At 61.7% G+C, this 24,216-nt stretch carries 29 protein-coding genes; 11 read left to right on the top strand and 18 right to left on the bottom strand.

The genetic code is table 11. The features are described 5' to 3' along the window. Positions 1–22: 22 nt before the first annotated feature. A complete protein-coding gene (locus tag C1T17_RS03595; RefSeq protein ID WP_145958944.1) occupies positions 23–643 on the bottom strand; it encodes a hemerythrin domain-containing protein in 621 nt (206 codons plus the stop codon). Positions 644–768: 125 nt separating this feature from the next. Here C1T17_RS03595 and C1T17_RS03590 point away from each other — a divergent pair, with 125 nt between their 5' ends. From C1T17_RS03590 to C1T17_RS03570, 5 genes are all read left to right on the top strand, one after another. Then, positions 769–1,362 (top strand): PRC-barrel domain-containing protein, encoded by a 594-nt coding sequence (locus C1T17_RS03590; RefSeq protein ID WP_104952253.1) that lies wholly within the window; start codon positions 769–771, stop codon positions 1,360–1,362. An 18-nt stretch (positions 1,363–1,380) separates the two neighbouring features. Continuing rightward, positions 1,381–1,782, top strand: coding sequence for a hypothetical protein (locus C1T17_RS03585; protein WP_104952252.1), 402 nt, complete (start codon positions 1,381–1,383; stop codon positions 1,780–1,782). A 127-nt stretch (positions 1,783–1,909) separates the two neighbouring features. Then, positions 1,910–2,488: an SRPBCC family protein gene (locus C1T17_RS03580; protein ID WP_104952251.1), complete on the top strand. Its 579-nt coding sequence runs from the start codon at positions 1,910–1,912 to the stop codon at positions 2,486–2,488. Between the two features lie 4 nt (positions 2,489–2,492). Then, positions 2,493–3,677 carry a zinc-dependent alcohol dehydrogenase gene (locus tag C1T17_RS03575; protein ID WP_104952250.1) on the top strand — a complete coding sequence of 395 codons (1,185 nt, stop codon included), beginning with the start codon at positions 2,493–2,495 and terminating at the stop codon, positions 3,675–3,677. Positions 3,678–3,697: 20 nt separating this feature from the next. Continuing rightward, the gene (locus tag C1T17_RS03570) at positions 3,698–4,204 is read left to right on the top strand and encodes a DNA-deoxyinosine glycosylase (protein ID WP_104952249.1); all 507 of its coding nucleotides are present in this window, start codon (positions 3,698–3,700) and stop codon (positions 4,202–4,204) included. A gap of 150 nt (positions 4,205–4,354) precedes the next feature. Here the strand turns inward: C1T17_RS03570 and C1T17_RS03565 are convergent, their stop codons facing one another. The 13 genes from C1T17_RS03565 to C1T17_RS03505 all read right to left on the bottom strand — a co-directional run bounded on the left by C1T17_RS03565 (position 4,355) and on the right by C1T17_RS03505 (position 15,787). After that, entirely contained in the window at positions 4,355–4,594 is a 240-nt protein-coding gene (locus tag C1T17_RS03565) for a hypothetical protein (protein WP_104952248.1), read from the bottom strand. 112 nt (positions 4,595–4,706) lie between these two features. Beyond that, complete coding sequence (locus C1T17_RS03560; protein ID WP_104952247.1) at positions 4,707–5,759, bottom strand: patatin-like phospholipase family protein; 1,053 nt, start codon at positions 5,757–5,759, stop codon at positions 4,707–4,709. Then, positions 5,756–6,592, bottom strand: a complete 837-nt coding sequence (locus C1T17_RS03555; RefSeq protein WP_104952246.1) for an MBL fold metallo-hydrolase — start codon at positions 6,590–6,592, stop codon at positions 5,756–5,758. The genes C1T17_RS03560 and C1T17_RS03555 overlap by 4 nt, the downstream gene beginning before the upstream one ends. A 167-nt stretch (positions 6,593–6,759) precedes the next feature. Then, positions 6,760–7,203, bottom strand: a complete 444-nt coding sequence (locus tag C1T17_RS03550; RefSeq protein ID WP_104952245.1) for a host attachment family protein — start codon at positions 7,201–7,203, stop codon at positions 6,760–6,762. A 114-nt stretch (positions 7,204–7,317) separates the two neighbouring features. Further along, positions 7,318–7,770, bottom strand: a complete 453-nt coding sequence (locus C1T17_RS21540; protein WP_223262774.1) for a hypothetical protein — start codon at positions 7,768–7,770, stop codon at positions 7,318–7,320. A gap of 217 nt (positions 7,771–7,987) precedes the next feature. Beyond that, positions 7,988–8,188 (bottom strand): hypothetical protein, encoded by a 201-nt coding sequence (locus tag C1T17_RS03540; RefSeq protein WP_104952244.1) that lies wholly within the window; start codon positions 8,186–8,188, stop codon positions 7,988–7,990. Between the two features lie 7 nt (positions 8,189–8,195). Then, a complete protein-coding gene (locus C1T17_RS03535; protein WP_104952243.1) occupies positions 8,196–9,200 on the bottom strand; it encodes a UDP-glucuronic acid decarboxylase family protein in 1,005 nt (334 codons plus the stop codon). Positions 9,201–9,222: 22 nt separating this feature from the next. Continuing rightward, a complete protein-coding gene (locus tag C1T17_RS03530) occupies positions 9,223–10,305 on the bottom strand; it encodes a glycosyltransferase (protein ID WP_104952242.1) in 1,083 nt (360 codons plus the stop codon). Next, positions 10,302–11,402 carry a glycosyltransferase gene (locus C1T17_RS03525; RefSeq protein ID WP_104952241.1) on the bottom strand — a complete coding sequence of 367 codons (1,101 nt, stop codon included), beginning with the start codon at positions 11,400–11,402 and terminating at the stop codon, positions 10,302–10,304. Before C1T17_RS03525 ends, C1T17_RS03530 begins: the two co-directional genes overlap by 4 nt. Further along, positions 11,399–12,529 carry a glycosyltransferase gene (locus tag C1T17_RS03520; protein ID WP_104952240.1) on the bottom strand — a complete coding sequence of 377 codons (1,131 nt, stop codon included), beginning with the start codon at positions 12,527–12,529 and terminating at the stop codon, positions 11,399–11,401. Before C1T17_RS03520 ends, C1T17_RS03525 begins: the two co-directional genes overlap by 4 nt. Further along, on the bottom strand, positions 12,526–13,617 hold the full coding sequence (locus C1T17_RS03515) for a glycosyltransferase family 4 protein (RefSeq protein WP_104952239.1): 1,092 nt from the start codon (positions 13,615–13,617) through the stop codon (positions 12,526–12,528). The genes C1T17_RS03520 and C1T17_RS03515 overlap by 4 nt, the downstream gene beginning before the upstream one ends. Continuing rightward, complete coding sequence (locus C1T17_RS03510; RefSeq protein ID WP_104952238.1) at positions 13,614–14,678, bottom strand: NAD-dependent epimerase/dehydratase family protein; 1,065 nt, start codon at positions 14,676–14,678, stop codon at positions 13,614–13,616. The genes C1T17_RS03515 and C1T17_RS03510 overlap by 4 nt, the downstream gene beginning before the upstream one ends. Then, positions 14,675–15,787, bottom strand: coding sequence for an SDR family NAD(P)-dependent oxidoreductase (locus C1T17_RS03505; RefSeq protein WP_104952237.1), 1,113 nt, complete (start codon positions 15,785–15,787; stop codon positions 14,675–14,677). The genes C1T17_RS03510 and C1T17_RS03505 overlap by 4 nt, the downstream gene beginning before the upstream one ends. Before the next feature lie 225 nt (positions 15,788–16,012). On the opposite strand from C1T17_RS03505, the gene C1T17_RS03500 reads away from it, so the two are divergent. The 4 genes from C1T17_RS03500 to C1T17_RS03485 are packed head-to-tail and all read left to right on the top strand — an operon-like array spanning position 16,013 to position 19,456. Beyond that, positions 16,013–16,606 carry a histidine phosphatase family protein gene (locus tag C1T17_RS03500; RefSeq protein WP_104952236.1) on the top strand — a complete coding sequence of 198 codons (594 nt, stop codon included), beginning with the start codon at positions 16,013–16,015 and terminating at the stop codon, positions 16,604–16,606. Then, positions 16,603–17,424, top strand: coding sequence for a TIGR04290 family methyltransferase (locus C1T17_RS03495; RefSeq protein ID WP_104952235.1), 822 nt, complete (start codon positions 16,603–16,605; stop codon positions 17,422–17,424). The genes C1T17_RS03500 and C1T17_RS03495 overlap by 4 nt, the downstream gene beginning before the upstream one ends. Next, positions 17,421–18,341, top strand: coding sequence for a beta-xylosidase (locus C1T17_RS03490; RefSeq protein WP_104952234.1), 921 nt, complete (start codon positions 17,421–17,423; stop codon positions 18,339–18,341). The genes C1T17_RS03495 and C1T17_RS03490 overlap by 4 nt, the downstream gene beginning before the upstream one ends. Beyond that, the gene (locus C1T17_RS03485; RefSeq protein WP_104952233.1) at positions 18,338–19,456 is read left to right on the top strand and encodes an inositol-3-phosphate synthase; all 1,119 of its coding nucleotides are present in this window, start codon (positions 18,338–18,340) and stop codon (positions 19,454–19,456) included. The genes C1T17_RS03490 and C1T17_RS03485 overlap by 4 nt, the downstream gene beginning before the upstream one ends. Before the next feature lie 29 nt (positions 19,457–19,485). On the opposite strand, the gene C1T17_RS03480 is transcribed toward C1T17_RS03485, so the two are convergent. Continuing rightward, positions 19,486–19,824, bottom strand: a complete 339-nt coding sequence (locus tag C1T17_RS03480) for an SWIB/MDM2 domain-containing protein (RefSeq protein ID WP_104952232.1) — start codon at positions 19,822–19,824, stop codon at positions 19,486–19,488. Between the two features lie 109 nt (positions 19,825–19,933). On the opposite strand from C1T17_RS03480, the gene C1T17_RS03475 reads away from it, so the two are divergent. Beyond that, positions 19,934–20,890 (top strand): MDR/zinc-dependent alcohol dehydrogenase-like family protein, encoded by a 957-nt coding sequence (locus C1T17_RS03475; protein WP_223262773.1) that lies wholly within the window; start codon positions 19,934–19,936, stop codon positions 20,888–20,890. Next, positions 20,887–21,945, top strand: coding sequence for a Gfo/Idh/MocA family protein (locus tag C1T17_RS03470; protein ID WP_104952231.1), 1,059 nt, complete (start codon positions 20,887–20,889; stop codon positions 21,943–21,945). Before C1T17_RS03475 ends, C1T17_RS03470 begins: the two co-directional genes overlap by 4 nt. Here C1T17_RS03470 and rpsN read toward each other — a convergent pair. From rpsN to C1T17_RS03455, 3 genes are all read right to left on the bottom strand, one after another. Beyond that, positions 21,929–22,234, bottom strand: a complete 306-nt coding sequence (gene rpsN / locus C1T17_RS03465) for a 30S ribosomal protein S14 (RefSeq protein ID WP_104952230.1) — start codon at positions 22,232–22,234, stop codon at positions 21,929–21,931. The genes C1T17_RS03470 and rpsN overlap by 17 nt on opposite strands. A 127-nt stretch (positions 22,235–22,361) precedes the next feature. Then, entirely contained in the window at positions 22,362–22,829 is a 468-nt protein-coding gene (locus C1T17_RS03460) for a hypothetical protein (protein WP_104952229.1), read from the bottom strand. Between the two features lie 95 nt (positions 22,830–22,924). After that, a complete protein-coding gene (locus C1T17_RS03455; RefSeq protein ID WP_104952228.1) occupies positions 22,925–23,920 on the bottom strand; it encodes a S8 family peptidase in 996 nt (331 codons plus the stop codon). Between the last annotated feature and the right edge of the window lie 296 nt (positions 23,921–24,216).

Genomic DNA, 24,216 nt, shown 5'->3' with positions numbered 1-24,216 from the left:
GAGGCCGACTCCCGCAGCTGGTTCAGGCCAGCAGCAGACCCTGAACATTCATCTTGCGCGTGAGTGCGCTATTGGCAGCAGCATCAAGATGGGAACGTAGCGCCGGAAACAGCTCGTCTTCTTCCTCGCGGATATGGCTCTCCAAGTGGCGTCGGAACGCTGTGACCTTCGGCAGGAAGTCCGGATCGTCCTTCTTCATTGCGTTCAGGTCGGCCAGATACTGTTTCACATAGCCATGGTCATTGTTGAGCTTGTCGGCGTCCTCCACACGACCCGCGTTGCGGAGCGCGGTGTAGATCACATTTTCCTCCTCGAACGCATGTTTGCTCAACGCGTGTGTGATCTGCGTAAGAAACAACTGGCGTTTTGCGGTTGAACTGCTCTCCGTCGCTTCCAATGCATCAAAAACCTTCATCACCATGCGGTGTTCTGCCACCAGACCGTCAAACCAATCTCCAGCTAAAGTGGTGGGTGACTGGACCGCCAGCTTGCGGCCGATGTTGGCGATCGCGGCAGCGCCCACGGTCATTGCAACCGTTTTGCTGAAGCTCGCGAGCGTCGAATGCTTTGTCTTGGGCGCGAGAAGAGTTGAGTGAGAGCGCATAGCTGAGCCTTTCCATTGCAGGAAGATGGCGTTTCGCAAGAAACGCGAAGCCTTCTAGTGCGTTAACCCCCAAGAGCACGGGAGTATCCCTCTGCGGACCAAACACTAACATGCATTGCGGCGGCCTGTGGGCCACGGCGGAGCAGTCGACAGGCAGGTGAACTTTGAACTGGGATTATGTCGCGAACTGGTCGGAATGGGTGGCTCCCATCGCGACGATGATTGCCGCCATCATGACAGCAGTCAATTTGGGTTCCAGAGTGACAGGCTGGGGGTTCGTAGTGTTTCTCATCGGCTCTATTCATTGGACTTTGCTGGGCGTGGCCACCGGGCAGAAGTCGCTCCTCGCGGCTAACGGGTTCCTTTGCATTATCAATGCGGTCGGCATCTGGCGCTGGCTTGGCGTGCGCGCGCGGCTCGATGACGGCGCGCAGGCGGCGGAGCGCAAGAGCGAGGCGCTTCCTGCTCCCACTTTGCTAAGCCTGTCCAATATCGAAGGGCGGAGCATCACGGCGGCGGATGGTGCGCTGATCGGCCACATCCGCGGCGGCATGGTGGAACGTGACAGTGGCCGGATCTCCTATGTGGTTGTGGCAAACGGCGGCCTGGGCGGGGTAAGCGAGACGCTGCATACCGTCCCGTGGGACGAACTTAAGCCGTCAGACGAAGGATTTACCGTCCCCGCCAAGTGCGAAGACATTCTGCGGCGGGAACCTCTCGACCCGGCGGACTGGCCTGCGCGTGTGCAGGCAGCTTGAAACAGGAAAGGCAAAATCATGGCCGACAACAGTTTTGAGGATGACCGGACCCCGGAGGCTCCATTGGAGGAGCGGACGCTGGTGGAGAGGCTGGCCCGCTATCTTGCCACGCGAAAGGTGCACCCGATGCCCTCGCAGGCAGATACATGGCCCAACCATATCGAGGCTGCGGCATCGCTCCTCGCCGTCATCAAGGACCCTGATTCGCACATGCTGGAAGTGGGCGACTTGAACGTTTGGCAGCGGATGATCGATGCAGCGCTGGTGAAACGCTGGAGCCTCGACGATGCGCTTGGTGAAGGGCGTGGCGAACCGCCAAGCGGGTTCGACGAGGAAGGCGAAGTGCCGTTTACCGAACACGCGCCCGGTGTGGAAAAGACGCCGTCCTGGGTACAGGAAAGTGACCCGCCAAAACCCTGAACCCATAACATATGTTTGTGGATGGAAACCTGCGGGGAACCCCAAGTCCTTCCTTTTGCTTCTTAAGCAGGATCAGGCCAGCGCAGAATCGGCTGGCCTGATGATTTCTCACCCTCAGGAGAGTAGCATGTCTGATGTGCAAGACGACGCCCCATTGGCGCTCGCCAAGGATCGGGAAAATCGTTCGACTGCCGCTGTCGGTGCCGGAGGCAGGGAGGATGACTCAGTCGTCATTCGAACCGTCACCATCAACAAACCGCGCGAGGAACTATACTCATTTTGGCGCGACTTTTCGAACCTGCCCACGTTCATGGATAATGTTCAGCGCATAGACGTGCTCTCGGACAACCGCAGCCACTGGGTCGTTAAGGCACCCGCAGGCAAGACCGTGGAGTGGGATGCGCGCCTGACGGAGGATGTGCCGGGTCAAGTGCTTGCCTGGGAGGCAGCGGAAGACGCCGACGTACCCAATAGCGGGCGCGTGGAGTTTCGGGACGCACAGGGCGGTCGCGGTACCATCGTACAAGCCACCATTGCCTATGATCCGCCCGCGGGCATTGTCGGCAAAATCGTCGCCAAGCTGTTCCAGCGCGAGCCCGCCATTCAGGCGCGCCGCGACCTTCGCCGGTTCAAGCAACTGATGGAAACTGGCGAAATCTCGACCGCAGCCAGAACCCGCGCCCAACGCGCGAAAGAAGAGGAGTAAGCCGATGCGCGCACTGACATGGCACGGCAAGCACGACGTTCGCGTGGAAACGGTGGACGATCCCGAAATCATCAACCCACGCGATGCGATCATCAAGATCACCTCAACTGCAATCTGCGGATCGGACCTGCATCTATACGATGGCTACATTCCGACGATGCAGAAGGGGGACATCCTGGGCCATGAATTCATGGGCGAAGTGGTGGAAACCGGCGCCAAAAGCACGCTCCAGAAAGGGCAGCGGGTCGTGGTGCCGTTCACCATCTCCTGCGGTTCCTGCTATCATTGCGGGAAGCAGCAATATTCCGCCTGCGACAACAGCAACCCTGCCGACAATCAGGATATTGGCCGCGAAATGTACGGGCATCCAATGGCAGGGCTGTTCGGCTATAGCCACCTGACAGGCGGTTATGCGGGCGGGCAGGCAGAATATGTGCGCGTGCCTTATTCCGATGTCGGACCCATCGTGATCCCCGACGGGCTGCACGATGACAAGGTGCTGTTCCTGTCCGACATATTGCCGACCGGCTGGATGGCGGCGGAAAATGCCGAGATAGAGCCGGGCGATACGGTCGCCGTATGGGGCTGCGGTCCTGTCGGGTTGTTTGCCGTTCAATCCGCTTTCCTGATGGGTGCGGAACGCGTCATCGCCATCGACCATTTTCCGCGCAGGCTGGAGCTGGCGCGCCGGTTCGGTGCGGAGACCATCAACTTCAAGGAAAGCAAAACCTACGAAGCGTTGATGGAAATGACGGGAGGGATCGGCCCCGACGCCGTGATCGATTCCGTGGGACTTGAGGCGCATGGCCTGTTCCTCGACAATGTGCTGGATCAGGTTAAGGCATCGACCTTCCTTGGCACCGATCGCATCCACGCGATCCGTCAGGCGATCATTGCCTGCCGCAAGGGCGGCCGCGTCTCCATGCCGGCCGTCTATGGCGGGTTCGTCGACAAATTCCCCTTGGGCGCGCTGATGGAGAAAGGCCTGACGCTGAAAACCGGGCAGACGCATGTGCAGCGCTATATGCCAGCGCTCCTCAACGCGATCCAGGAGGACAAGATCGACACGACCTTCCTCATCAGCCACCATCTGCCGCTGGAGCAGGCTGCGGAGGGCTATAAGATGTTCCACGATCATCAGAATGAGGTCACGAAGATCGTGCTCAAGCCGGGCATGACAGCCAACTGACGCTCCACTACAATGCAAGGGTGAGCAATGCCGACGATCTTAAACGGGGACTACCTCCGATTGTTGATGCCGACACGCGCTTGCTCATCCTTGGCAGTCTCCCCGGCGACAAGTCATTGCAGGCGAGCCAATATTACGCACATCCGCGCAACCACTTCTGGAATCTGGTAGGCGGCGTAATAGACGTACCACTCAGGGCGCTGGATTATTCCGATCGGTTGGCTACGCTCCGACAGCACCGGATCGGGCTTTGGGATGTGGTGGCGAGCGCCAGCCGGCGCGGCAGTCTGGATGCCGCCATGCGGGACATCGAACCCAATATGCTGGTGGATTTCGTAGGCACGCTGCCCAATCTGGCCGCGGTCGCATTCAATGGGAAAACGGCGTTCATGCAAGGCGTGAAAGCCTTGGCGCCCGTGAAAGAGCTGGCGTTGATCCCACTGCCATCCAGCAGCCCCGCACACGCCGTCGACCTTTCGGTAAAGTACGCAGCCTGGACGGCATTGCGCGAAGTGCTGCGATCTTAAGGAGTGACGGCCCCGCGTGATTGCGGGTCAGCAGCGGGGCCGTCTCCCTGATACCCACGAGCGATTGGGTCGGGATGTCTTCATTTTAGCGCGCCGCAGCCAAATGATGAGTCCCGTGCCGCTAACCCATCATAGCGCGGTGCCAATTCCTCAGCCCTTCGGCGATCCCTCAGATGGCGGGGCGACCTCTTCGTCGCCTTCTACCGGTTGCGGGGAGGATTGGCCGGACGTGCCAACGCCGCTGCCGCCAACCGCATCGACATCATAGTCTTCCGGATTGCCTCCGCCGCCTGCGCCAGCGCCGGAGCCCTTAACTTCACCCACACCTTCCGCTGGCGGCGCACCACGGTTGCGGGCGGCTTCCTCGTCGCGGTCTTCAACATGGCTCATGTTTGCTCTCCATTATGCGGTTGTTCCAAGCGATTTGTCATCCACCACATCAACACCATGGCAATGGACAAGGTCCGCGCCACCAATGCAGCGACGTCCAATTGCTTCGCGATTACGTCAGATCGTGAACGCGAAGACCCGGTGCAGCTTCCGCCCCTCCCTTTCGTATTTGTTCGAGTGCCGCTTGCGCGGCTTCACGGCCCGCGAACCAACGCCGGCGTAGCGTCGCGCGCGAGAAGTCGAACACCTTCTCCATCCTGCTAGGCTCATCGGGTTCATGATGATCGACCACGATAAGGTCGGTTCCCCGCCCACCGCTCTTTTGCGGTGCCGCGGCTTCAAGCCTTCGTTCCCGCACCAACCCTGCCAGACGCACATGCGTTTGCATCGCGTATTTCAGATCATTTGCGCGCTCTGCCGCCTCGGCCAGGGACTGCGGCGGCGCTCCGCGACGCGTGAACAGATCGGCCAGGACCATCCATCGTGGCAGGTCGCCCTGCCGCTCCGATGAAAGAAAAGGCTCCATCGGCGCGTTGGCGGACAGGCCTCCGTCGGAAAAAAACCGCCCGTCTATCTCGACCACCGGAAGATTGGGCATCAGCGCGCCACTGGCGAGGATGTGGGCAGGCGTGATCCTGTCCCCTGCATGGGTGTCGAAGAAGACTGGCTCACCAGTTTCGATATCCGTCGCGCAAAGGCAGAAGCGCACGCTACCGGAATTAAGCAGACCGAAATCCACGAGTTCTTCAAGCGTCTGGCGCGTGGGCGAGGCATCATAGAGGCTCGGGCCACAGCCCGCCTTGGTAAATGCGACAGCGGATGGGCGCAGCAATCCCGGAACGCCGCCGATGCGCGCCATTATCGTGCTCGTGATGCTCTGCACTTTATGCCAGCCATCATTCTCCATAAAATTTGGGAGAGCGGCAAAGGTTTCGGTTTCCACTCGCTGCCAGAAGCGGCTGAGCATCGCCAGCCGGTTTTCGGGCGCGTTGCCGGCAATGATCGCGCCATTGATGGCGCCGATAGACGATCCCGCAACAACTTCAATCCGGAGCCCCGACTCTTCCTGTAAAGCCTCGAATAGTCCGGCCTGGAATGCGCCCAGGCCGATGCCGCCCGCGAGGATCAACCCGATCGAAGTACCCGCCATTTCGTTCGGAGTCATGCGGCGCTGCTGAGCAAATCGAACTCAACCGCGTCATGCGCGCAAAAGATGCGAACATGCTCGCCATGCTCGAGCGACAGTTGCCGCAGACGCGCCTGATTGCGCAGCCGGGCACCGCGATCGACCTCCATCAAGCTCTGGTATCCGCGCAGGCCGGGTGGGCATTCATAGGCTTTCGATCCGATCTCCCCGCGGTAGAAATAGGCATCTGCCGCATGGAGCAGCCAGCCGTCCGGTCCTTGCACCGCCACACCGGAATGGCCCCACGTATGCCCGGCCAGCGGAATCAGCAATATCTCCGGCGGCAATCCTTCCAGATCGCGCACTGCGTCGAAACCGAACCAGCCTTCTCCGGTGCCAAACGGGTACAGCCGCCAGGACACATCCTCATCCCATTGCTGCGGGCGATAGCGCCGCGTGCCAACGAATGCGCCGCCATTGCGATGGGAAGCGGCATCTTTTTCGCGCGCCGTCACATGCACTATAGCGTTGGGGAAATCCTCAATTCCACCTGCATGGTCGAAATCAAGATGGGTGATGACGATGTGACGAACGTCTGCCGGATCCAACCCCAGCGCCCTGACCTGCGCCAACGCGGTTTCTTGAGTGCGAAGTTGAATGTTGTTCAAGGCGCGAAAGAAGTTAGACAGTCGCTCCCGCGGATGCGCAATGTCGCGTGTACCGAAGCCGGTATCCACCAGCACCAGCCCGCTCTCCGTTTCAATCAAAAGGCAGTGGCAGACGAGCCGTGCCAGCGGTCCGTCGGACGCGCCGTCAAAAAGGCGTCCCCCGACCGGACAGCAGGTGCCGCAATTCAGGTGGTGGATACGCATCTTCAGCTAATCGGCACGTTGATCTCAGCGGCTGTAGGAACCGCTGCAAGCGTCAGCCGGTCCTGCGTCCGCCGACACAACGCCGGTTCATGCCGCCTGCTGCTCCGCCATGCGACGACGGCTGAACCAGCGAGCATGGTCAAGAGGAACAGCGCCGTGCGCATGGCCTACACTTTCTCCGACAATATGGCTTCGATCCGGTCTGGCGTGTGGCCGGTCAGATCCTTGGGTACTTCCGCCCGTATCCGTGCAGATACTTCCTTGTGGTAATGCTTGCGCATTTCGCCCAGCACCTTCGGTGCGGCGACGATCACGAGATCGTCGAAATCATTGCGCAACGCGCGCGCCTTCAATTCCTCGGCGGCATGTGCGGCAAACTCGTCCTTGGCTTGGCGATGATAATCCGTTTCGGCAGTGGACTCCTGACCGGGGGTGGCGCTTGACGGCCTTTGTCCCTGTGCGTCGGTCTTCTGATCGCGATCCGGCGGGTTGGGCTTCTCTTCCCCATATTCGACAGTCAGGTTCGGATGGACCGCATCCCCCTCATTCCTGAAAAACAGCATCTTGCTGCCATCGACGACCGCTACCAGGGCGTTATGCGACAATTGCATATTTTCCTCTTTAGCTTGGCGCAGGCGACTGCGTTGACGAGCCGCCAGATTGAAGGATTGGGCCGGTCACTGCGTTAACGCATGTGAACCGGCGTCCGCTTACAACATTATGGTTCAGGCCCGTCCCGGCTTGGCCACGCGAGCGGCTTCCGCGTCCGCAGCCGTCTCACCGTCTCCGACCCGCTTACTCGTGGCTGGATCGTAATTGCTTGGGATCGCGCCTTTCGAGAGCGGGTCGCGCTTCGGCTCGCGATCCAGCGTATCGCGGGGATGCTGGGCGCCACCGATAGGCTGATGCTCGGTCGACAGATTGGGTCGAGCTATTCCGTGCGGCTCATCCTCCTGCCGGACGACGCCGGGGTTTGAGGATGTTGATGGAGTCACCGCACTCGTTGAACGCGCCTTATCCTCCCGATTCAGTTCTTCACGGAGCGCCCTTGTCCCGCGCTCTGTCTCCGCGAGATCGGCAGCACTTCGTTTTCTCCTGTTGCTCCATATTGCGTAGAGCAGAACCGCCGCGAGCAGTATCGGCCCTGCGACGCTCATCATTCCATACAAACCATCCATAGTGTCCTCCTGACAGGATCTGCGGACTCAGTTATGCAACCACTCAGGCGCAGGATGGGTCCACGCTAAACCATTGAAATTACCTTTCCCTACGTGACGCCAAGGCTTCAAGGCCGCCTGATCTGTGTTAGTGCCCAGAAGATTGTTCCGACGGCCCGTGCATCATATTTTACGCTCAGCCTCGCGAGTCCGCAGATGAGCATTGACGTGACGAGCGTCACAGAGCCGTAAACCAGAGATGGTAGAGCGGGGCGAACGGAGAGAAGATATGCGTTATGCCGAAGAGCGTAACCAACGACATGGGCAGAAGCGGCAGGAAATGCGCGATCAATTCGATTGGGATCTTGCCTATCGCAAGGCCGTCGAGACGTTGCGGATGCGTCGCCCTCCCCAACTCAGGTAGATTGAGCGGAGTCATCCGATCTTCATTCGGCCGCGATCGGGCACAACCCTTCGTTCGCGCTGACTTCCGTGGAAAACCATGCGCAGGTATGCGCCAGTCCCTCGGCAAGAGGCACTTTAGGCACCCATCCAAGATGTTGACGGGCGAGGTTGATGTCGGGACGGCGGCGGCGCGGATCGTCGATGGGCAACGGCTTGTGTACAACCTTCGCGCGGGTGCCGACCAGAGCGATCACCTGCTCGGCTAGCTCGGCCACGCTATACTCCTCCGGATTGCCAAGATTGATTGGCGTTAGACCGTCTACTTCAGCCTCCATCAACGCCATCAGCCCATCAACCATGTCCGACACATAGCAAAAGCTGCGCGTCTGCGATCCATCGCCATAGATGGTGATCTCCTGCCCCGTCAGCGCCTGACATAGCAGGTTCGAGACCACGCGCCCGTCATTGGGGTCCATGTTCGGGCCGTAGGTATTGAAAATTCGCGCGACGCGAACGTCTGCACGGCCGAGCCGGGCGAAATCGAACGTCATCGCTTCGGCTGCGCGTTTGCCCTCGTCATAACAGGCGCGCGGACCAGTGCAGCTGACCCATCCGCGATATTCCTCGCGCTGAGGGTGCTGTTCCGGATCGCCATAGACTTCGCTGGTGGAACTCAGCAGGAAGCGCGCGCCCTTTTCTTCCGCAAGTCGCAATAGCCGGTCGCTGCCCATCACATTGGTGAGCATCGTATGTTCCGGGTCCGCCTGATAGAGCGGCGGCGATGCGGCGCAGGCCATGTTGTAGATGCGGCTGATCTTCAGGTCGGGCGCGCGCAGTTGCTCGGGCAGCGGCTCGACGATATCGGCCTCGATGAACGTGAAACGGGGATGCGGCTCCAGATCGCGCAGGTTCTCACGACGCGACGTCAGCAGATTATCGACGCAGATCACCGAATGGCCAGAATCGAGCAAGGCGCGGCACAGGTGCGAACCGATGAAGCCCGCCCCGCCTGCAACAAGGATGTAGGTCTCTTCCGTGCGTGTCATGCGTGTCCCGTCCTGTTCATTATCATTGTGCGTTTTGTGCGAGCGCTGCCGAAGCCGCCGATGCGTGAGCGGCCTTCAGATAGGCCTCAAGTTCGGCGGCGCGATGCTCTGCGCTGTGAGCGGTAAGGACGCGCCTGCGCGCCGCTTCGCCGATGCGCGCGCCCTCCCGGTCGAGTGCCGCCACCACGTCTTCTCCGCTTGTCGCAGGCAGTATTTCCGACTCCAGTTCGAACACACTGTCGAGGCCCGGCCAGACGTCCGAGATGATAGGCGTGCCACATGCCGCCGCTTCGAACAGCCGCACTGAAGGCGACCAGCCTGCCACGATCATGTCGGCACGCGTCACGTTCAATGTATAGCGGGAGGCGGAATAGAAGGCGGCATGCTGCGCCGGGGGGAGATGCGCGATCCGCTCGACATTGTCCGGCCATTCGATCGTATCGGGATATTGGGGCCCTGCCACGACAAAGCGCAGATCAGGACGGGCGCGAGCAGGTTCGATCAGTAGCCGCTCCAATGTCGGTTGGCGGTCGTCGCTATAGGTGCCGAGGTAACTCAAGTCCCACTGTTTCGGCACATCCAGCGGCATGTAAGACTGCACGTCGACCGAGCAGTAGAGCGGGCGCGCCGCCGGAGAAACATATTGCTGCTCTAGCCGCGAGAGGGTTGGACCACCCGTGAACGAGAAATAGATGTCGTATCCGGGGATCAACTCGGGCGAAATATAGGCGCAGTCGCCTCGTTCCAACGCTGCCAGTGTGACCGGCGTGTCTATGTCATAGAAAGCGGTCGTTCCTCGCGCGACTTGCTGCACGAACTGGCCGACAGCAATGCCATCCGGAACATAGGAACCCACCATGACGGCGTCGGCCCCGGCAATGGCTTCGCGCCATTCTGCAAGGTCGTCCAGAGTCTCGTAGAAGGCGAGTTGGCAATAATCCGGCTGGTCGAAGTCCCGCGCATTCGCATACCAGGGGACGTTACGTTCGAGGAACAGTATCTCGTGCCCGCGCGCGGCAAAGGCCGCAAGGAGCGCCCGGTACGTCGTGGCATGGCCATTGCCCCACGACGACGACAGGCTGAGGCCCAGGACGACGAGCTTCATGCTCTTTCCAGCCTTGCTGCCGAGAGCATGGATGCCTGCGTGGACAGGATTTCATCAACCTGCGCACCGCGTAGCGCGTAGGTATGCTCCGCCTTCACGCGGGCCAGAGCGGCCAGACCGATTTCCCGCGCGCGCTCGACCGTCAGTGCGGAGAGATGGTCGGCTACGTCCTGCCCGTCGCGGGCGACCAGTACTTCCTCATTGGGCGTGAGGAACATCTCGATCCCCTCCCATGCGTCAGTGATAAGGCAGGCGGCAGCGCCCGCCGCTTCGAACACGCGCGTGGCAGGCGAGAAACCGATGCTTGCCATACTGTCGCGGGCCACATTCAGGACGGCCAGCGGCGTGCAATTGAAGGCATTATGCTGCGCGGTATAGACATGGCCGCGATGGCGGACGTTTGCGGGCATCGCCTTGCTCTCCCACCCATTGCCGCCGATCAGGAATGACCGATCAGGCAGCAGCGCGGCAGCGCGCAGGAAGAACTCTTCCACACGTGCCTCCCGGTCGGGGAGGCGGTTGCCGAGGAAAGCGAGATCGCACTGGAAATCCGGATCCGGCGGGACCGGGAAGTGGCTCGTCGGATCGAGCGCATTATAGACCGGGATACAAGTTCGCGCGCCAAACCCGCGATAGGCGTCGATCACCGGCTGCCCGCCGCCATAGGTCAGAACCATGTCCAGCTTCGGCAGGGCGCGACGAACCACGTGATCCGCTTGCCCCCGCATTTCATCAAGCGTCGCCGCCGCGTCCACATCCCAGAAGATGCGCAACGCATGCGGTGCGGCGGACGCCATTACGCCTTCGAGCAGTTCGTCGTCGAACACGCCGACACCGCTCGCCTTTACGACGACATCGGCTTGCGCTGCTTCGGCGATCACCTCGGCCAATGCTTCGGCCGTCGCGGGATAGACCACGACGCGCGCCCATTCCGGCGGATCGATATCACGATGCTGCTGGCGATCGAACGCGTCGGGTTCATAGAAGGTGATGGCGTGCCCACGCGCTGCCAATTCGCGCAATATGCCGCGATAATAGGTCGCCGCGCCGTTCCAGTAGGAGGATAGCAGGCTGGACCCGTAAAAGGCGATCTTCACGCGACGCTCCCTTCGAGTTGTGGGGTAGCCATCTCTTGATCGGGCCGTAGCGTGCCGACGATGTCCAGCAATTCGCGGACACGGTGCGCACAAGTGTGGCGGGCACGGATGGTCTCAAGGCCATTGCGCACCAGTGCACTGCGGAGGTCGGCATCATGGGCGATCGCACGCAGATGCGCGGTCATCGCCTTGCCATCCTGCGCCATCAGGAAGTCCTGACCCACCCGCAACAGGTTTTCGCTGTCCTCCCAAGGTGCCGAAACGAGCGGGATACCGCAGGCGAGCGCCTCGAACACGCGGATCGTCGGAATGCCCGGCAATATCGTCGTATAGTAGCGGCGCGGCACATGGACGGTCGCAAGGTGCCGCGCGAATATCTCTGGTGCGCGGGCATTAGGCGCCCAGCCGCGATAGGCGACGCCATAACGCTCAAGGGTCGCAAGCGCCTCTTCCGGATAGCGCACACCATGGATATCGAGCGGCAACTCCGCCGCGCGCGCAGGCTCGAACAGGTAGCTTTCCAGTTCCTGCGTCCGCTCGCCATCGCCCCAGTTACCGATCCAGACGAGACCGGCGCGCTGCCGCTCCATGAAAGGCGGGTGGAAGTGCCGAACGTCCGCCGCCTCATGCCACGTCCAGACGCGGTTGCCCCAACCCCAATCCCGATAGACCTGGCGCAAGGCTTCGCCGAACGCGAGAACGCCGTCATAGCACTCCAGATCGAACGCATGGATCGCATCGGGATCGCTGACGGCACGGTGATGCGTGTCATGGAAAAGCAGGGTGAAGTGCCCGCCGTGCAACCGGGCGCTGCCTATTGCGGCGACCAGCGCGGGCTCGTTCCATTCGTGGACGATCACCAGATCGGCATCGTCGAGATAGCCTAAAGCCTCGGGCACCGTTTGGTAGCTGCGGCTCCGCAAGCTTGGATAAGCGTCGCGGAACGGCATCAGCCCTGCCGTGCCGTGATCGGCAAGCAGGTTGGCGAGGCTCCAATTGCCCTCCGGTTCGAGCGCCACCACCTCATGACCGAGCGCTGCCAATTCGCGCAATACGCCGCGCAGGAAATGGGCATTGCCGTGGTTCCAGCATGATTGCAGCGAATGCGTGAAATAGACGATCTTCATGCGGCGGCTTTCTGTTGCATGAGGCTGCGGTAAATGGTGTCCATGCCGCGCGCCATCGCCTGCGCCGTGTACCGGGAGGCCCGTTTGCGGGCGCGTTTGCCCGCCTCGCGGCGGCGGGGAATGTCGCCGACGATGGCTTCGATAGCGTCAGCGAATCCCTGCGCATCCTGCGGATCGACAAAGGTTGCGACGCCCTCCCAAAGCTCTCGGAAGGTCGGGATGTTGGACAAGACCAATGCGCATCCTGCTTGGGCTGCTTCCAGCACCGCGAGGCCAAAAGGCTCGTAGCGTGCTGCCGATACGAAGATCGGGCGGGCTGCGAGGCATTCCGCGACAGCCTGATTGTCGCGTTGACCGATCATGTGCAGATGTTCGAGCGTTACCGTCTCGCTGTTCGGACCAGTAACCGCGCCGATAGCCTTGAACGGGATGGCCAGCTTGGCCGCCGCGGCATCCAGCACGCGGACGTTCTTAGCCGCGTCCCACAACCGCCCGATCGTGATGGCGCAATCGTGCATGGCTCGCGGTGCTGCCAAAACCGCTGTGCGGCCATTGTGCACGACGTGAGGCTGGCGAAGGAGGCGATAATGCCGCTGCACCGCTTCGGCAAAGGCGCGGCTAGGTGCAACGATAGCGTCGGCGTTCCCCAGTCCTTCCGCGATCATCCGGGTGCGCCACAGAAAGTCGGACGGCAGGGCGCTGCCCTCCATCGCATCCCACCATGTGCCGACGCAGCTATGCATGACGCCGATGGTTGGCACATTGAATGTGCCGCAGCCGATGAAGGCCGGGCTGTTTATCTGGACGAGATCGACGCGCAATTCGCGCGCCAGTTGGCCCAGCATGGCGCGCCCTGCCGCAATTTCGTCTGGACCGCTCGCCAGCCAGTCCACTTCCACGGGTACATGCCGCACGGTTACTCCCGCGATCCGCTCCGCCTCCTGCCGTTGCGCGCTCGTGGGCGCAGGACCAAGGACCGCCAGGATCGTCTCATAGCCGAGCGGCTGGAGCGCAGCGGCGAGATCGGTGGCATATTGCCAGACGCCGCCCACCGCATCGGCGGTCATCAACAGGCGCGTTCGGCTCATGCCTGTACCGCCATGGGTGCATCGACAGGCTCCCGTTCCGTGCGGAGCCATTGCAGCAACGCCTCGACGCCCTCGCGCCAGTCCTTCGGCCTGTTCAATCCGAGCGCCGCATCGACTGCGCGACGGTCGGCGACGAAGTAACGCTGGTCGCCCGCGCGCCAGTCGGAGAAACGGATGTCGAGCGAGGTGCCGAGCAGATCCTCGACATGGCCAAGCAACTGGCGGAGGCTGACGGCATTCTGCGGCCCGCCGCCCAGATTATAGGCACGCCCGCTTAGCCGATCGATGTTGCGCCAAAGACCCAGATACGCGTCAACGGCATCGGATACGTCCAAGATGTCGCGCACCTGATGCCCGTCGCCATATAGCGTGATCGGCGCGCCTTCGAGCGCTCGTATGAGGAAATGCGCGACCCAACCCTGATCCTCGGTGCCCATCTGTCGCTGACCGTAGATGCAGCTCATCCGGAGCACCGCCGTCGGCAAGTCGTAGCTGCGGGCGTAGTCCAGTACATACTGGTCCGCGCCGCCCTTTGAGCAGCCATAGGGTGTGTGGAAATCGAGCGGGCGATCTTCGCCAATGCCGTTTGCGGAAATCGCGTCGTCGGTCGGCCTATACGCACCGGCCGTCAACGCAAGGGGTACATCGCCAAGATCGCCATAGACCTTGTTCGTGGAGGCGAAGATCACCGGCGGGCGGGTGCCGCATTGCCGTGCCGCTTCGAGCACGTTGAAGGTGCCGCGCAGGTTGATGTCGAAATCTTCCTGCGGGTCGGTCATGCTGGTCGTCACGGCGACTTGCGCGGCCATATGGAAGACGGCCTTGGCCTCTTTCATGAAACTGAAGATGACGGATGATTCCCGTATATCGTCGATGACCGCGCGGATGCGACAAGGGTGACGCTCCAGCAGCCAGTCGAGATTGCGCTGCACGCCGGGCCGCCGCAGCGCGTCCAACACGATCACATCGTGCCCGTCGGTCGCAAGGCGATCGGCGAGGTTGCAGCCGATGAAGCCTGCCCCGCCGGTCACGAGTACGGGCCGGGGATCGCCAGCGGTCATGCGACCAGTCCTCGTGCCTCAAGCTCCGCCCGCGCCTGCTCCACGCGATCGCTGGCGGTCTGCTGCGCGACCCACTCGGCGAGTTCGGCCAAGCCTTCGCCGAAGTCTGTTTGCGCCTGAAAGCCAAGATCGTCGTGCGCCTTGGTGGTATCGCAGAAGCAGTGGCGGATGTCGCCGGTCCGCGCCTTACCGACGATCTCCGGTTCGATCCGGTTCTTGCCCATCGCGCGGGCGAGTTCGCGGGCAACTTCGTTGACGGAGCGGTCCTGACCTGAGCCAATATTGTAGGTGCCCCCCACCGCCTGCGGCAATGTGAGCGCATCGGCGAAGGCGCGGGCAACGTCGCTCACATGCACAAAGTCGCGGCGCTGTTCGCCATCTTCGAAGATCATCGGCGACTGGCCGTTCAGCAAACGCGAGGCGAAGATCGCCAGCACGCCGGTATAGGGATTGGAAAGTGCCTGCCCCGGTCCGTAGACGTTGAACAGGCGCAGGCAGACGCCTTCCATGCCATACGGCGCGGTCATGATGTGCGTTGTGCGCTCCTGAACATATTTGTTGAGCGCGTAGATCGAGGCCAGGTTAGGCCGCTTCCATTCGGGCGTGGCGACCGGCGACAACGGGCGTCCCTGTCCGTCGACGGGTTCCCAATTGCGCTGATGATCGCGTAGCGCGGTACGCTCGGCATTCTCGACCAGCCCGCCGTCGGCATCGCGATAGAGACCCTCCCCATAGATGCTCATCGACGAGGCAGTCACGACGCGACGAACGGGATTATCGATCAGCTTTTCGAAAAGTACGGCGGTGCCGACGTCGTTCACCGACGTATAGCGTTCGACTTCGTACATCGATTGACCTACGCCGACCTCGGCCGCCAAGTGAATGACGCTGTCAATTCCACGTAGAGCACGCTTAACCGCGTCTCCGTCGCGAACATCGGCCTCTATCAATTCTACATCGTCATCAAGATCGTCAGGTCTGCCAGTGCCGCCATGCACCTGTTCTATGAGGCTATCGAGAACACGGACATTATTGCCGCGATTTAGGAGTTCCTTTGCAACGAAACGACCGATAAACCCCGCGCCGCCAGTAATCAATACCGTTTCCATCGGTTATAATGCTCCTTGCATCTATAAGAGATGGACTCCGTCGACGTAGACTATCTTATAGCCTCCTGTCCCCTGAACCCGCACCGCTTAACGGCTTCATCTTCATCAACGTTCCGCTGAAAACGATGTAATAAACATATGTTAGCGAGTTTATGACTCTGTGGAACGCAGCATCTACATAGATGTTTTCGTATCCATGCCGAAACTTTCCGCCTTTTACATATCGTGACGGTTCCGTTACTTCTGGTACGCCATGCTGCCCATGGGCATCTTGGTCGAATACTTACAGGGCGGGGTTCCGATATAGCGTTGAGCAGCGATGGCGTGACGCAGGCCGAACGGCTGGCGCAGGCGCTGACGGACTGGCCGGTCGCTGCAATATATAGCAGCCCGCAACACCGTTGCCGTCAGACCGCAGCGATCATCGGCGATCGTTTGGCGCTAGCGGTGCAGACATCCGACGCACTGGACGAGATCGATTTCGGAGAATGGACCGGAAGAGAGTTCACCGATCTTGAGCAGGATGCGCTCTGGCACCGCTGGAACACCACGCGGAGCAAAACGCAACCGCCCGGTGGAGAGCGAATGACGAAGGCCATCGAGCGGGTGGCGGCATTTCTGGACAAACTTGGTGCCGGAGACGCGCAGACGGTCCTGTGCGTCACCCACGCCGACATCATTCGCGGTGCGATCGCCCATTATCTTGGCCTCAGCCTCGATAATATTCTGCGGTTCGATGTCGATCCGGCGTCGCTCAGCACCTTGCAGTTCGAGGGCGGGCAAGCCCGGCTCACCACGCTCAATCGGGTATTTGCATGACCAGATCGTCCCTTTCCGTCAAACAATCAGCGAACGACTTGCAGCGGGCGGTCGATGCGCTCGGCCCGTGGTTCCAGAATATCGACCTTGGCACAGTGCAGACGGCGCCCGATCATTTCCTTGGCGACTATCCCGCGTTCAAATTCGCCCGTTTTGCCGATGCGTTGCCCGCCGATCTGACGGGTAAATCGGTTCTGGATATCGGCTGCAATGCGGGTTTTTATTCCATCGAGATGAAGCGGCGCGGCGCGGCGGAGGTCTTGGGGATCGACACTGATCCGCGTTACCTCGCGCAGGCGGAGTTCGTGGCGGAGACGCTTGGGTTCGACGGCATCGAGTTCCGTAGCCTGTCCGTCTATGACGTGGCGCGGATCGGACGGAAGTTCGATCTCGTGATCTTCATGGGCGTGCTATATCACCTGCGGCACCCGCTCCTCGCGCTCGACCTCATCCGCGATCATGTCGCAGACGACATGCTGCTTTTCCAAACAATGCAGCGCGGCAGTGAAGATGTGGCGGACGTGCCCGAAGACCATCCCTTCCACGTGCCTGGCACCACCGAACCACCCGCCTATTTCGATGATCCGGGTTATCCGAAGATGCATTTTATCGAGCGGCAATATGCCGGGGACTGGACAAACTGGTGGGCGCCTAATCGCGCATGCAGCGAAGCGATGCTGCGCGCGGCCGGCTTCCGCATCGAGGCGCAACCGGAGGCCGAAGTCTATCTTTGCAAGGTGACGGAGCGGCCCTTCACGGGCTGGGGACCGGGCGGCGGCGCGGTCTATCCCGCACGGGAACAGGAGGAGAAAGCATGATCGAAGGCGCGATGATCTGGAACGAGCCGAACAACAAGTCGCATTGGGACCCGGAAGTCGATCCCGACTGGTCGATCTATGCCGATACGGTGATCCGCGCCGGCGCGGCGATCCAGCGCGTCAACCCGGAGGTCAAGCGCGTCCTTGGCGGCATGTCGCCGATCGATCCGTTCTGGGTCCAGCGGATGCGCGACATGGGCGCGCTGGATGCGGTCGATGTCGTGGCGGTGCATGGCTTCCCGCTCGACTGGAACCTGTGGCCGATCCACGCCTGGCCCGACAAGATCGCCGAGATCGAAGCCGTTGCGCCGGACAAGGAGATCTGGGCGACCGAAGTGGGCGTCGGATCGTTTGGCGCGGAGGAAGTGCAGGTGTTCGGCGTCAACCGCACCGCCGAATTGCTGGTCGGGCGCGTGCCGCGCGTGTTCTGGTACAGCCTCTACGACTTGCCGCAAAGCTGGGGCGCAACGACGCGGCACCGGGAAGCGGAGGGTTCCAGCTATTACCGCCATTTCTACATGGGCCTGATCCGCGAGGACGGGACGCCCAAGCCCTCGCTGGAACATTATGCGAAGGTCGCGGACAAAATGGGCTTGATGCAGTGGTTCCATTTCGAAGACCCGCGGCTGGACGATGCCGTCCGCTGGATGAAGCAGCTAGGGGTCCGGCATCTGCGCACAGGGCTTAGCTGGGCGGACAGCTTCCGCCCCGGCGCGATCGATTGGTTCGATCGGCAGATGGAAGCGCTGGCGGATTTCGACGTGACCGTCACCTTCTGCTTCACGCCCGAGCATCTGGGGGTCCAGCCGCATCACACCAGCGCCGCGCGCGAACCGCAGGGTTTCGCCGATTTCTGCGAATGGATGATCGAACGCTATGCGCCTGCGCAAGCCCTGCCCAAGGTCACGGCGGCATGAGCGGCGGCGTCAACATCGCCATCGTCGGAGTCGGCAATTGCGCGAGTTCGCTGGTACAGGGGCTGAGCCATTATGGCGAGGGCCGCAATGATCGCACAGGGCTGATGCACTGGGAGATCGGCGGCTATACGCCCGGCGACATCAAGGTTGTCGCCGCGTGGGATGTCGACGCGCGCAAGGTGGGGCGCGACGTGGCCGATGCGATCTTCGCAAAGCCCAATTGCACGGCGACGTTCTGCGGCGATGTGGCGCCAACCGGAGCAATTGTGGAAATGGGCTGCGTGCTGGACGGCGTGGCAGAGCACATGGCGGACTATCCCGAAGATCGCCGCTTTGTACCTGCCGACGCGCGCGAAGCCGCCAAGGCCGATATCGTCGCGCGATTGAAGGAATCCAGGGCCGACATATTGTGCAATTACCTACCCGTCGGGTCGCAGCAGGCCACGGAGTTCTATGCCGAATGTGCGCTGGAAGCGGGCGTCGCGTTCGTCAACAACATCCCGGTGTTCATCGCCAGCGATCCCGACTGGGCGGCGCGGTTCGAGAAGGCGGGCGTGCCGCTGATCGGCGACGACATCAAGGCGCAGATGGGCGCGACGATCGTGCATCGCGTGCTCACCGACCTGTTCGCCAAGCGCGGCGTGAAGCTGGATCGCACCTATCAGTTGAATACTGGCGGCAACACCGACTTCCTCAACATGTCCGATCGCAGCCGGTTGAAATCGAAGAAAATTTCAAAGACCGAGGCTGTCCAATCCGTCGCCGAGACCCGGCTTGCGGACGAGAACATCCATGTCGGCCCATCGGATTACGTGGCGTGGCAGAACGACAACAAAGTCTGCTTCCTGCGGATGGAAGGGCAGTTATTCGGTGGCGTACCGATGAACCTGGAACTGCGGCTGTCTGTGGAGGACAGCCCCAACTCGGCGGGCGTCGCCATCGACATGATCCGGTGCGCGAAGGTGGCTCTGGATCGCGGGCTTTCAGGGCCTGTCGTGCCGGTCGCGGCGTGCTTCTGCAAACATCCTCCAGAGCAGATGACGGACGATGCCGCACATGCACTGCTGGAGGCGTTTCTGGCCGATAGTACGTCCGTGGCGTTGGCTGCGGAATGACCGCAGCCGCTCAGCCTCGGACGGATCCGTCAGGCGGTCGCCTTGACGTGGTTGGAGATGTGCTTGTTCATTTCGAACATCGACACTTTCTTCTTGCCGAAGACCTTCTCCAGCTTGTCGTCCGCCAATATCTCCCGGCGGTCCTTGGGGTCCTGAAGATCGTTCTTCTTGATATATTCCCAGAGCGACGAGACGATTTCGGAACGGGCAAGCGGCTTTTCGCCGACGATGGCTGCAAGTTCGGGCGAGGGTTGAACCGGCCGGTGCAGGCCATCCGCCTTTTGTCCTCCGCCAGCGGACTTGGACTTTGCCGAAGCTTTTGCAGGGGCCTTCTTCGGTTCCTTCGCGGGTGCTTTGCTCGTGGCCATCAGGGTGTCTCCTCTTGGGTCGATACCGCAACAAACACGCGCAGAAGCAGAACGCTCCGCGCCACATTCGTTCAGTAACATAGGTTATGAGACAGGAGGCCCGATGGGCATGATGGAAGCCGCCGTGCAAACCGGGCCGGGTGAGATGGAAGTGGCCATGGTGCCGATCCCCGAACCGAGAGAGGGGCAGGTCCGCGTGAAGTTGGAGGGCTGCGGCATTTGCGCGTCGAACCTGACGCCGTGGGAAGGGCCGGAGTGGATGACCTTTCCGGGAGAGCCGGGCAACCTCGGCCATGAAGGCTGGGGTGTGATCGATGCTGTCGGTGATGGCGTGACGGGGGTGCAGGTCGGGCAGCGGGTGGCGGCGCTCTCATCCCGTGGGTATGCGGAGTATGACATTGCCGACGCCGCTGCCGTGGTGCCCTTACCCGCCGCATTGAACGGCTTGGATTTCCCAGGCGAACCGTTCGGGTGCGCGTTCAACATCTTCCGGCGATCGGATATTCGGGCGGGGCAGACTGTCGCGATTGTCGGGATCGGTTTTCTCGGTGCAATCCTGACGCGGCTGGCGACTGACGCCGGTGCGCGTGTCATCGCCATATCGCGGCGGCCCTACTCGCTGGAGGTGGCGCGCGATCATGGTGCGGCGGAAGTAATCCCGATGGAAGACCATCATGCCATCATCGAGCAGGTCAAGACGCTGACGGACGGGCGCTTCTGCGACCGGGTGATCGAAGCGGTTGGCAAGCAGTGGCCGCTCGATCTGGCCGGGGAACTTGTGGCGGAACGCGGCAAGCTCATAATCGCAGGCTATCATCAGGATGGGCCGCGCAACGTCAACATGTGGCTGTGGAACTGGCGCGGCATCGATGTCGTCAACGCGCATGAACGTGATCCGCAAGTCTATGCGCAAGGGATAAGGGACGCCATCGCAGCCATCACGGAGGGCAGGTTAGACCCCAAGCCCCTGCTGACGCACCGTTTTCCGCTTTCGCGTCTGGGCGAGGCGCTGGACGCGGCGCGCGACCGGCCGGATGGGTTCCTCAAGGCGGTGGTGACGCTATGAACGAGTTGCTGGCGATGGAAGCTGAGGGCGAACTTGACGGTAAAATCGGACGGCCGCGTATCGGCTTCCTGGGCGTCGGCTGGATCGGGCGGCATCGGATGCAGGCGATGATCGACAGCGGTCTCGCAACTGCGGCGGCGGTTGCGGACCTCAGTCCAGACAACCTCCGCGAAGCCTTGCAGGTCGCGCCCGGAGCAACCGAAGCGGAGTCCCTCGACGCCCTGTTGGACATGGACCTCGACGGCATCGTCATCGCAACGCCCAGCGCCCTGCACGCGGCGCAGTCGATCGAGGCGCTCGATCGCGGCATTGCGGTGTTCTGCCAGAAACCGCTTGGACGTAGCGCCCTCGAAGTGCAGGCCGTTGTCGACACAGCACGAAAGGCAGACCGGCTGTTGGGCGTCGATCTGTCCTATCGCTTCACGGCGGGCATGCAGGCCATTCGCGACCGGATAGGGGAAGGAGCGCTAGGAGCGGTCCACGGCGTCGATCTGGTGTTCCACAATGCCTATGGGCCGGACAAGCCATGGTTCTATGACCCGGCGCAATCGGGCGGCGGGTGCATGATGGACCTTGGCGTGCATCTCGTCGATCTGGCGCTATGGGCGCTCGACTTCCCGGGGGTGGTTGCGGTGGACAGCGCGCTGTTTGCTCAGGGTGCGCCTTTGCGTGACCGCACGGCGCAAGTCGAGGATTATGGGGTAGCGACGCTCCGGCTCACGACGGGAGCCGTTGTTCGCATTGCTTGCTCATGGAACCTGCACGCGGGACAGGAAGCCGTCATCGGCGCCGAGTTTCATGGAGCGCAGGGCGGTGCCGCGATGCGTAATGTCGGCGGCTCCTTCTACGATTTCGAGGCCCATGCGATGCAAGGCACATCGCGCACATTGCTGGCGAGCGGCGATGACCCCTGGGGTGGTCGCGCGGCTGTAGATTGGGCGCGAAGCCTGGCGAGCGGCGGCAGGTTCGATCCAGCGGCGGAACGCCTGGTCGATGTCGCCACCACGCTGGACCAAATTTATGAGGCCGCGATGCGCCCTACCAGCTCGACTTGATGACGCCGGGCAGCTGGCCTCGGTTCGCCAGCAGACGCAGCATGATCCGCGACAGGCGGAACTTACGGTAATAGGAGCGCGGTCGGCCCGTCATCTCGCACCGATTACGGACGCGGGTCGGGTTTGCGTTGCGAGGGATTTCCGCCATCTTCAATCGCGCGATCAGCCTTTCGCTTTCGTCCAGCCTCTCGTCATTCGCCATCTCTTTTAGGCGCGCGTATTTTCCCGCATATTTGGCGACCATCTTCTTGCGTCGCTCGTTCTTATTGACCATGCTGAGCTTTGCCATGAAATCCTCGAAAGCCGGAGTGATCCCGCGCCTTTAGGACGAGATGCACATCCGGCCTTTAACCTATGTAAGCTACTGATAAAGCTGCCTACTAATCTCATTGACCTATGATGGCGAAGCCGTGCGTTCAACCGCCACTGCTACCACCTGATGTGCCGCCACCGCTGGAACCGCCAGAGCCGCCAGTCGTGCTGCCACCTCCAGTGCTGCCGCCGCTTGTGGTGCCTCCGGTCGTGCCACCGCCTGCACCGGAGGAGCCGCTCATACCGCCACCAGTCGTGCCACCGCCGGTTGTACCGCCACCGGATGAGCCGCCTGAACTTGCGCCAGTGGCCGTCCCGGTGCTGCCCGTCGAGCTTCCTGCCGTGCCGAGCGACCCTGCGGTGCCCATGCCCGGATCACCAGCGGCGTTGCCGGTCGTGCCCGCGCTGCCGCCTATCATGCCGTTGTTGCCCGACGCCCCGTTGCCTGCCGACATATTGCCGATGCTCGATGCATTGCCATTCGGATCGGACGACGCGTTATTGCCTGAACATGCAGAAAGCGCCCCCCACGCAATCACGGACGCATATGTAAGATAGACTCGCTTTTTCATGATGTTCTCCATGATGATCGCGAGTTGAACCCTCCTGAAATTGGCCCGTTCCAAGGGCTAGATGTAAGTTAGCGACAAAGTTGGCTCTTCAGCCGCTAATTAGCGGCAAGCTTGAGCGAGCGCGCGATGTCGAGAACGCCCCGCCCGCTCACCGCGTCAGTGCCTCGCGCACGGAGGTCGCGCGCGCCGTCCAGCAGCAATCGCGCCACGTCGCCCGCTTTCAGGTCCGGGCGCTGGCTCATCAGCAATGCCGCTGCTCCGGCCACATAGGATACCGAATAGGACGTGCCCGACACGAGCGAGCAATAACGTTGCCCGCAATCGACAATGACATTCTGGCCCGGTGCGACGAGGTAGCGCTCCGCTGCGGACCCCGCCTTGTTCGACCAGTTGGCGAGCTTTCCGGTTGCAGTGCTCGCCCCCGCAACGATCACCGCGTCGGCGAAGCGCGGATCGGAGGCATAGCGTGCGGGCCAGACGGGTTCCTTGTCGCCATCATTCCCGGCTGCTGCGACGATCAGCGCGCCGGACGCGACCGCATGTTCCAGCGCCTTTTCCATGGCAGGCAGGCGGCGATAGGACGCGAGCGGCAGGCCGATCACGCGCGCGCCATTGTCGACCGCATAGTCAATGGCTTTCGCCAGGACTGCCGGATCGAAGCTGCACGTCGTGCGGCACGACCCGTCGCGGTCGGCACGTATCGACAGCAGCGTCGCGTCATAGGCCACGCCGAAGGTGCCGCTGCCATCCAGCGCGCTGGCAAGCAGGGATGCGGTCTGTTCACCATGATTGGCTTGCCCTTGGTCGGGTTCGCGCCTTGGCACGAGGTCGGTTGAGGCGGGCGAGAGATGCGCGAACAGATTGGGTCCGCCAAGGCCAGTGTCGATCATGGCGACGACGACGCCATTGCCGGTCGCACCCGCGCGGTAGGCGCGGTCCGCCCGCACCGCCCCAGCGCCCCAACTGAGGCGGTATTCCAGACTGCCGCGCTGCGGGCGCGGGGTTTCATTCGCGTGCGCAGCCGGGCACAAGGCGGCGGCCCACGCGACCAGAGCAACGCGCCGAAGCACGCCCCAAAACGAACGGGTCAATCGAGACTCCTGAAGATGTGAAACGGCGGCGTCGTCTGCCACAAAGGGAATATAGTACTGAGAAGGCTGAATTAAATCCCTGAAGTACCGAAAGATGTCGCGATGCAGGAAGACCGAATTTCTGCACGAACATACCTGCAGTACACGTCAGGTGGCATGCTGCCGACAGGGACTGCGACCAGCGCTTCGGTCCGAGCCTGCTTCACCGGTGACGGAGAGCATTTGCCGCTTCGCGGGCCGCGATGCGGCACCAGGGCGATGTAATCGTACTTCCGGCAGATGGCCGTCACAGCAAG

The organism is Sphingobium sp. SCG-1 (assembly GCF_002953135.1).
Classification (GTDB): domain Bacteria; phylum Pseudomonadota; class Alphaproteobacteria; order Sphingomonadales; family Sphingomonadaceae; genus Sphingobium.
The sequence above is the reverse complement of the archived record's forward strand: the minus strand, read 5'-3'. Positions and strand labels throughout refer to the sequence as shown.

Excerpts from the sequence above, each read along its gene's own strand:
- C1T17_RS03585 (WP_104952252.1), top strand. The coding sequence starts at position 1,381 with ATGGCCGACAACAGTTTTGAGGATGACCGGACCCCGGAGGCTCCATTG.
- C1T17_RS03580 (WP_104952251.1), top strand. The coding sequence starts at position 1,910 with ATGTCTGATGTGCAAGACGACGCCCCATTGGCGCTCGCCAAGGATCGG.
- C1T17_RS03575 (WP_104952250.1), top strand. The coding sequence starts at position 2,493 with ATGCGCGCACTGACATGGCACGGCAAGCACGACGTTCGCGTGGAAACG.
- C1T17_RS03565 (WP_104952248.1), bottom strand. The coding sequence starts at position 4,594 with ATGAGCCATGTTGAAGACCGCGACGAGGAAGCCGCCCGCAACCGTGGT.
- C1T17_RS03560 (WP_104952247.1), bottom strand. The coding sequence starts at position 5,759 with ATGACTCCGAACGAAATGGCGGGTACTTCGATCGGGTTGATCCTCGCG.
- C1T17_RS03555 (WP_104952246.1), bottom strand. The coding sequence starts at position 6,592 with ATGCGTATCCACCACCTGAATTGCGGCACCTGCTGTCCGGTCGGGGGA.
- C1T17_RS03550 (WP_104952245.1), bottom strand. The coding sequence starts at position 7,203 with ATGCAATTGTCGCATAACGCCCTGGTAGCGGTCGTCGATGGCAGCAAG.
- C1T17_RS21540 (WP_223262774.1), bottom strand. The coding sequence starts at position 7,770 with ATGGATGGTTTGTATGGAATGATGAGCGTCGCAGGGCCGATACTGCTC.
- C1T17_RS03540 (WP_104952244.1), bottom strand. The coding sequence starts at position 8,188 with ATGACTCCGCTCAATCTACCTGAGTTGGGGAGGGCGACGCATCCGCAA.
- C1T17_RS03535 (WP_104952243.1), bottom strand. The coding sequence starts at position 9,200 with ATGACACGCACGGAAGAGACCTACATCCTTGTTGCAGGCGGGGCGGGC.
- C1T17_RS03530 (WP_104952242.1), bottom strand. The coding sequence starts at position 10,305 with ATGAAGCTCGTCGTCCTGGGCCTCAGCCTGTCGTCGTCGTGGGGCAAT.
- C1T17_RS03520 (WP_104952240.1), bottom strand. The coding sequence starts at position 12,529 with ATGAAGATCGTCTATTTCACGCATTCGCTGCAATCATGCTGGAACCAC.
- C1T17_RS03515 (WP_104952239.1), bottom strand. The coding sequence starts at position 13,617 with ATGAGCCGAACGCGCCTGTTGATGACCGCCGATGCGGTGGGCGGCGTC.
- C1T17_RS03510 (WP_104952238.1), bottom strand. The coding sequence starts at position 14,678 with ATGACCGCTGGCGATCCCCGGCCCGTACTCGTGACCGGCGGGGCAGGC.
- C1T17_RS03505 (WP_104952237.1), bottom strand. The coding sequence starts at position 15,787 with ATGGAAACGGTATTGATTACTGGCGGCGCGGGGTTTATCGGTCGTTTC.
- C1T17_RS03495 (WP_104952235.1), top strand. The coding sequence starts at position 16,603 with ATGACCAGATCGTCCCTTTCCGTCAAACAATCAGCGAACGACTTGCAG.
- C1T17_RS03490 (WP_104952234.1), top strand. The coding sequence starts at position 17,421 with ATGATCGAAGGCGCGATGATCTGGAACGAGCCGAACAACAAGTCGCAT.
- C1T17_RS03485 (WP_104952233.1), top strand. The coding sequence starts at position 18,338 with ATGAGCGGCGGCGTCAACATCGCCATCGTCGGAGTCGGCAATTGCGCG.
- C1T17_RS03480 (WP_104952232.1), bottom strand. The coding sequence starts at position 19,824 with ATGGCCACGAGCAAAGCACCCGCGAAGGAACCGAAGAAGGCCCCTGCA.
- C1T17_RS03475 (WP_223262773.1), top strand. The coding sequence starts at position 19,934 with ATGATGGAAGCCGCCGTGCAAACCGGGCCGGGTGAGATGGAAGTGGCC.
- C1T17_RS03470 (WP_104952231.1), top strand. The coding sequence starts at position 20,887 with ATGAACGAGTTGCTGGCGATGGAAGCTGAGGGCGAACTTGACGGTAAA.
- rpsN (WP_104952230.1), bottom strand. The coding sequence starts at position 22,234 with ATGGCAAAGCTCAGCATGGTCAATAAGAACGAGCGACGCAAGAAGATG.
- C1T17_RS03460 (WP_104952229.1), bottom strand. The coding sequence starts at position 22,829 with ATGAAAAAGCGAGTCTATCTTACATATGCGTCCGTGATTGCGTGGGGG.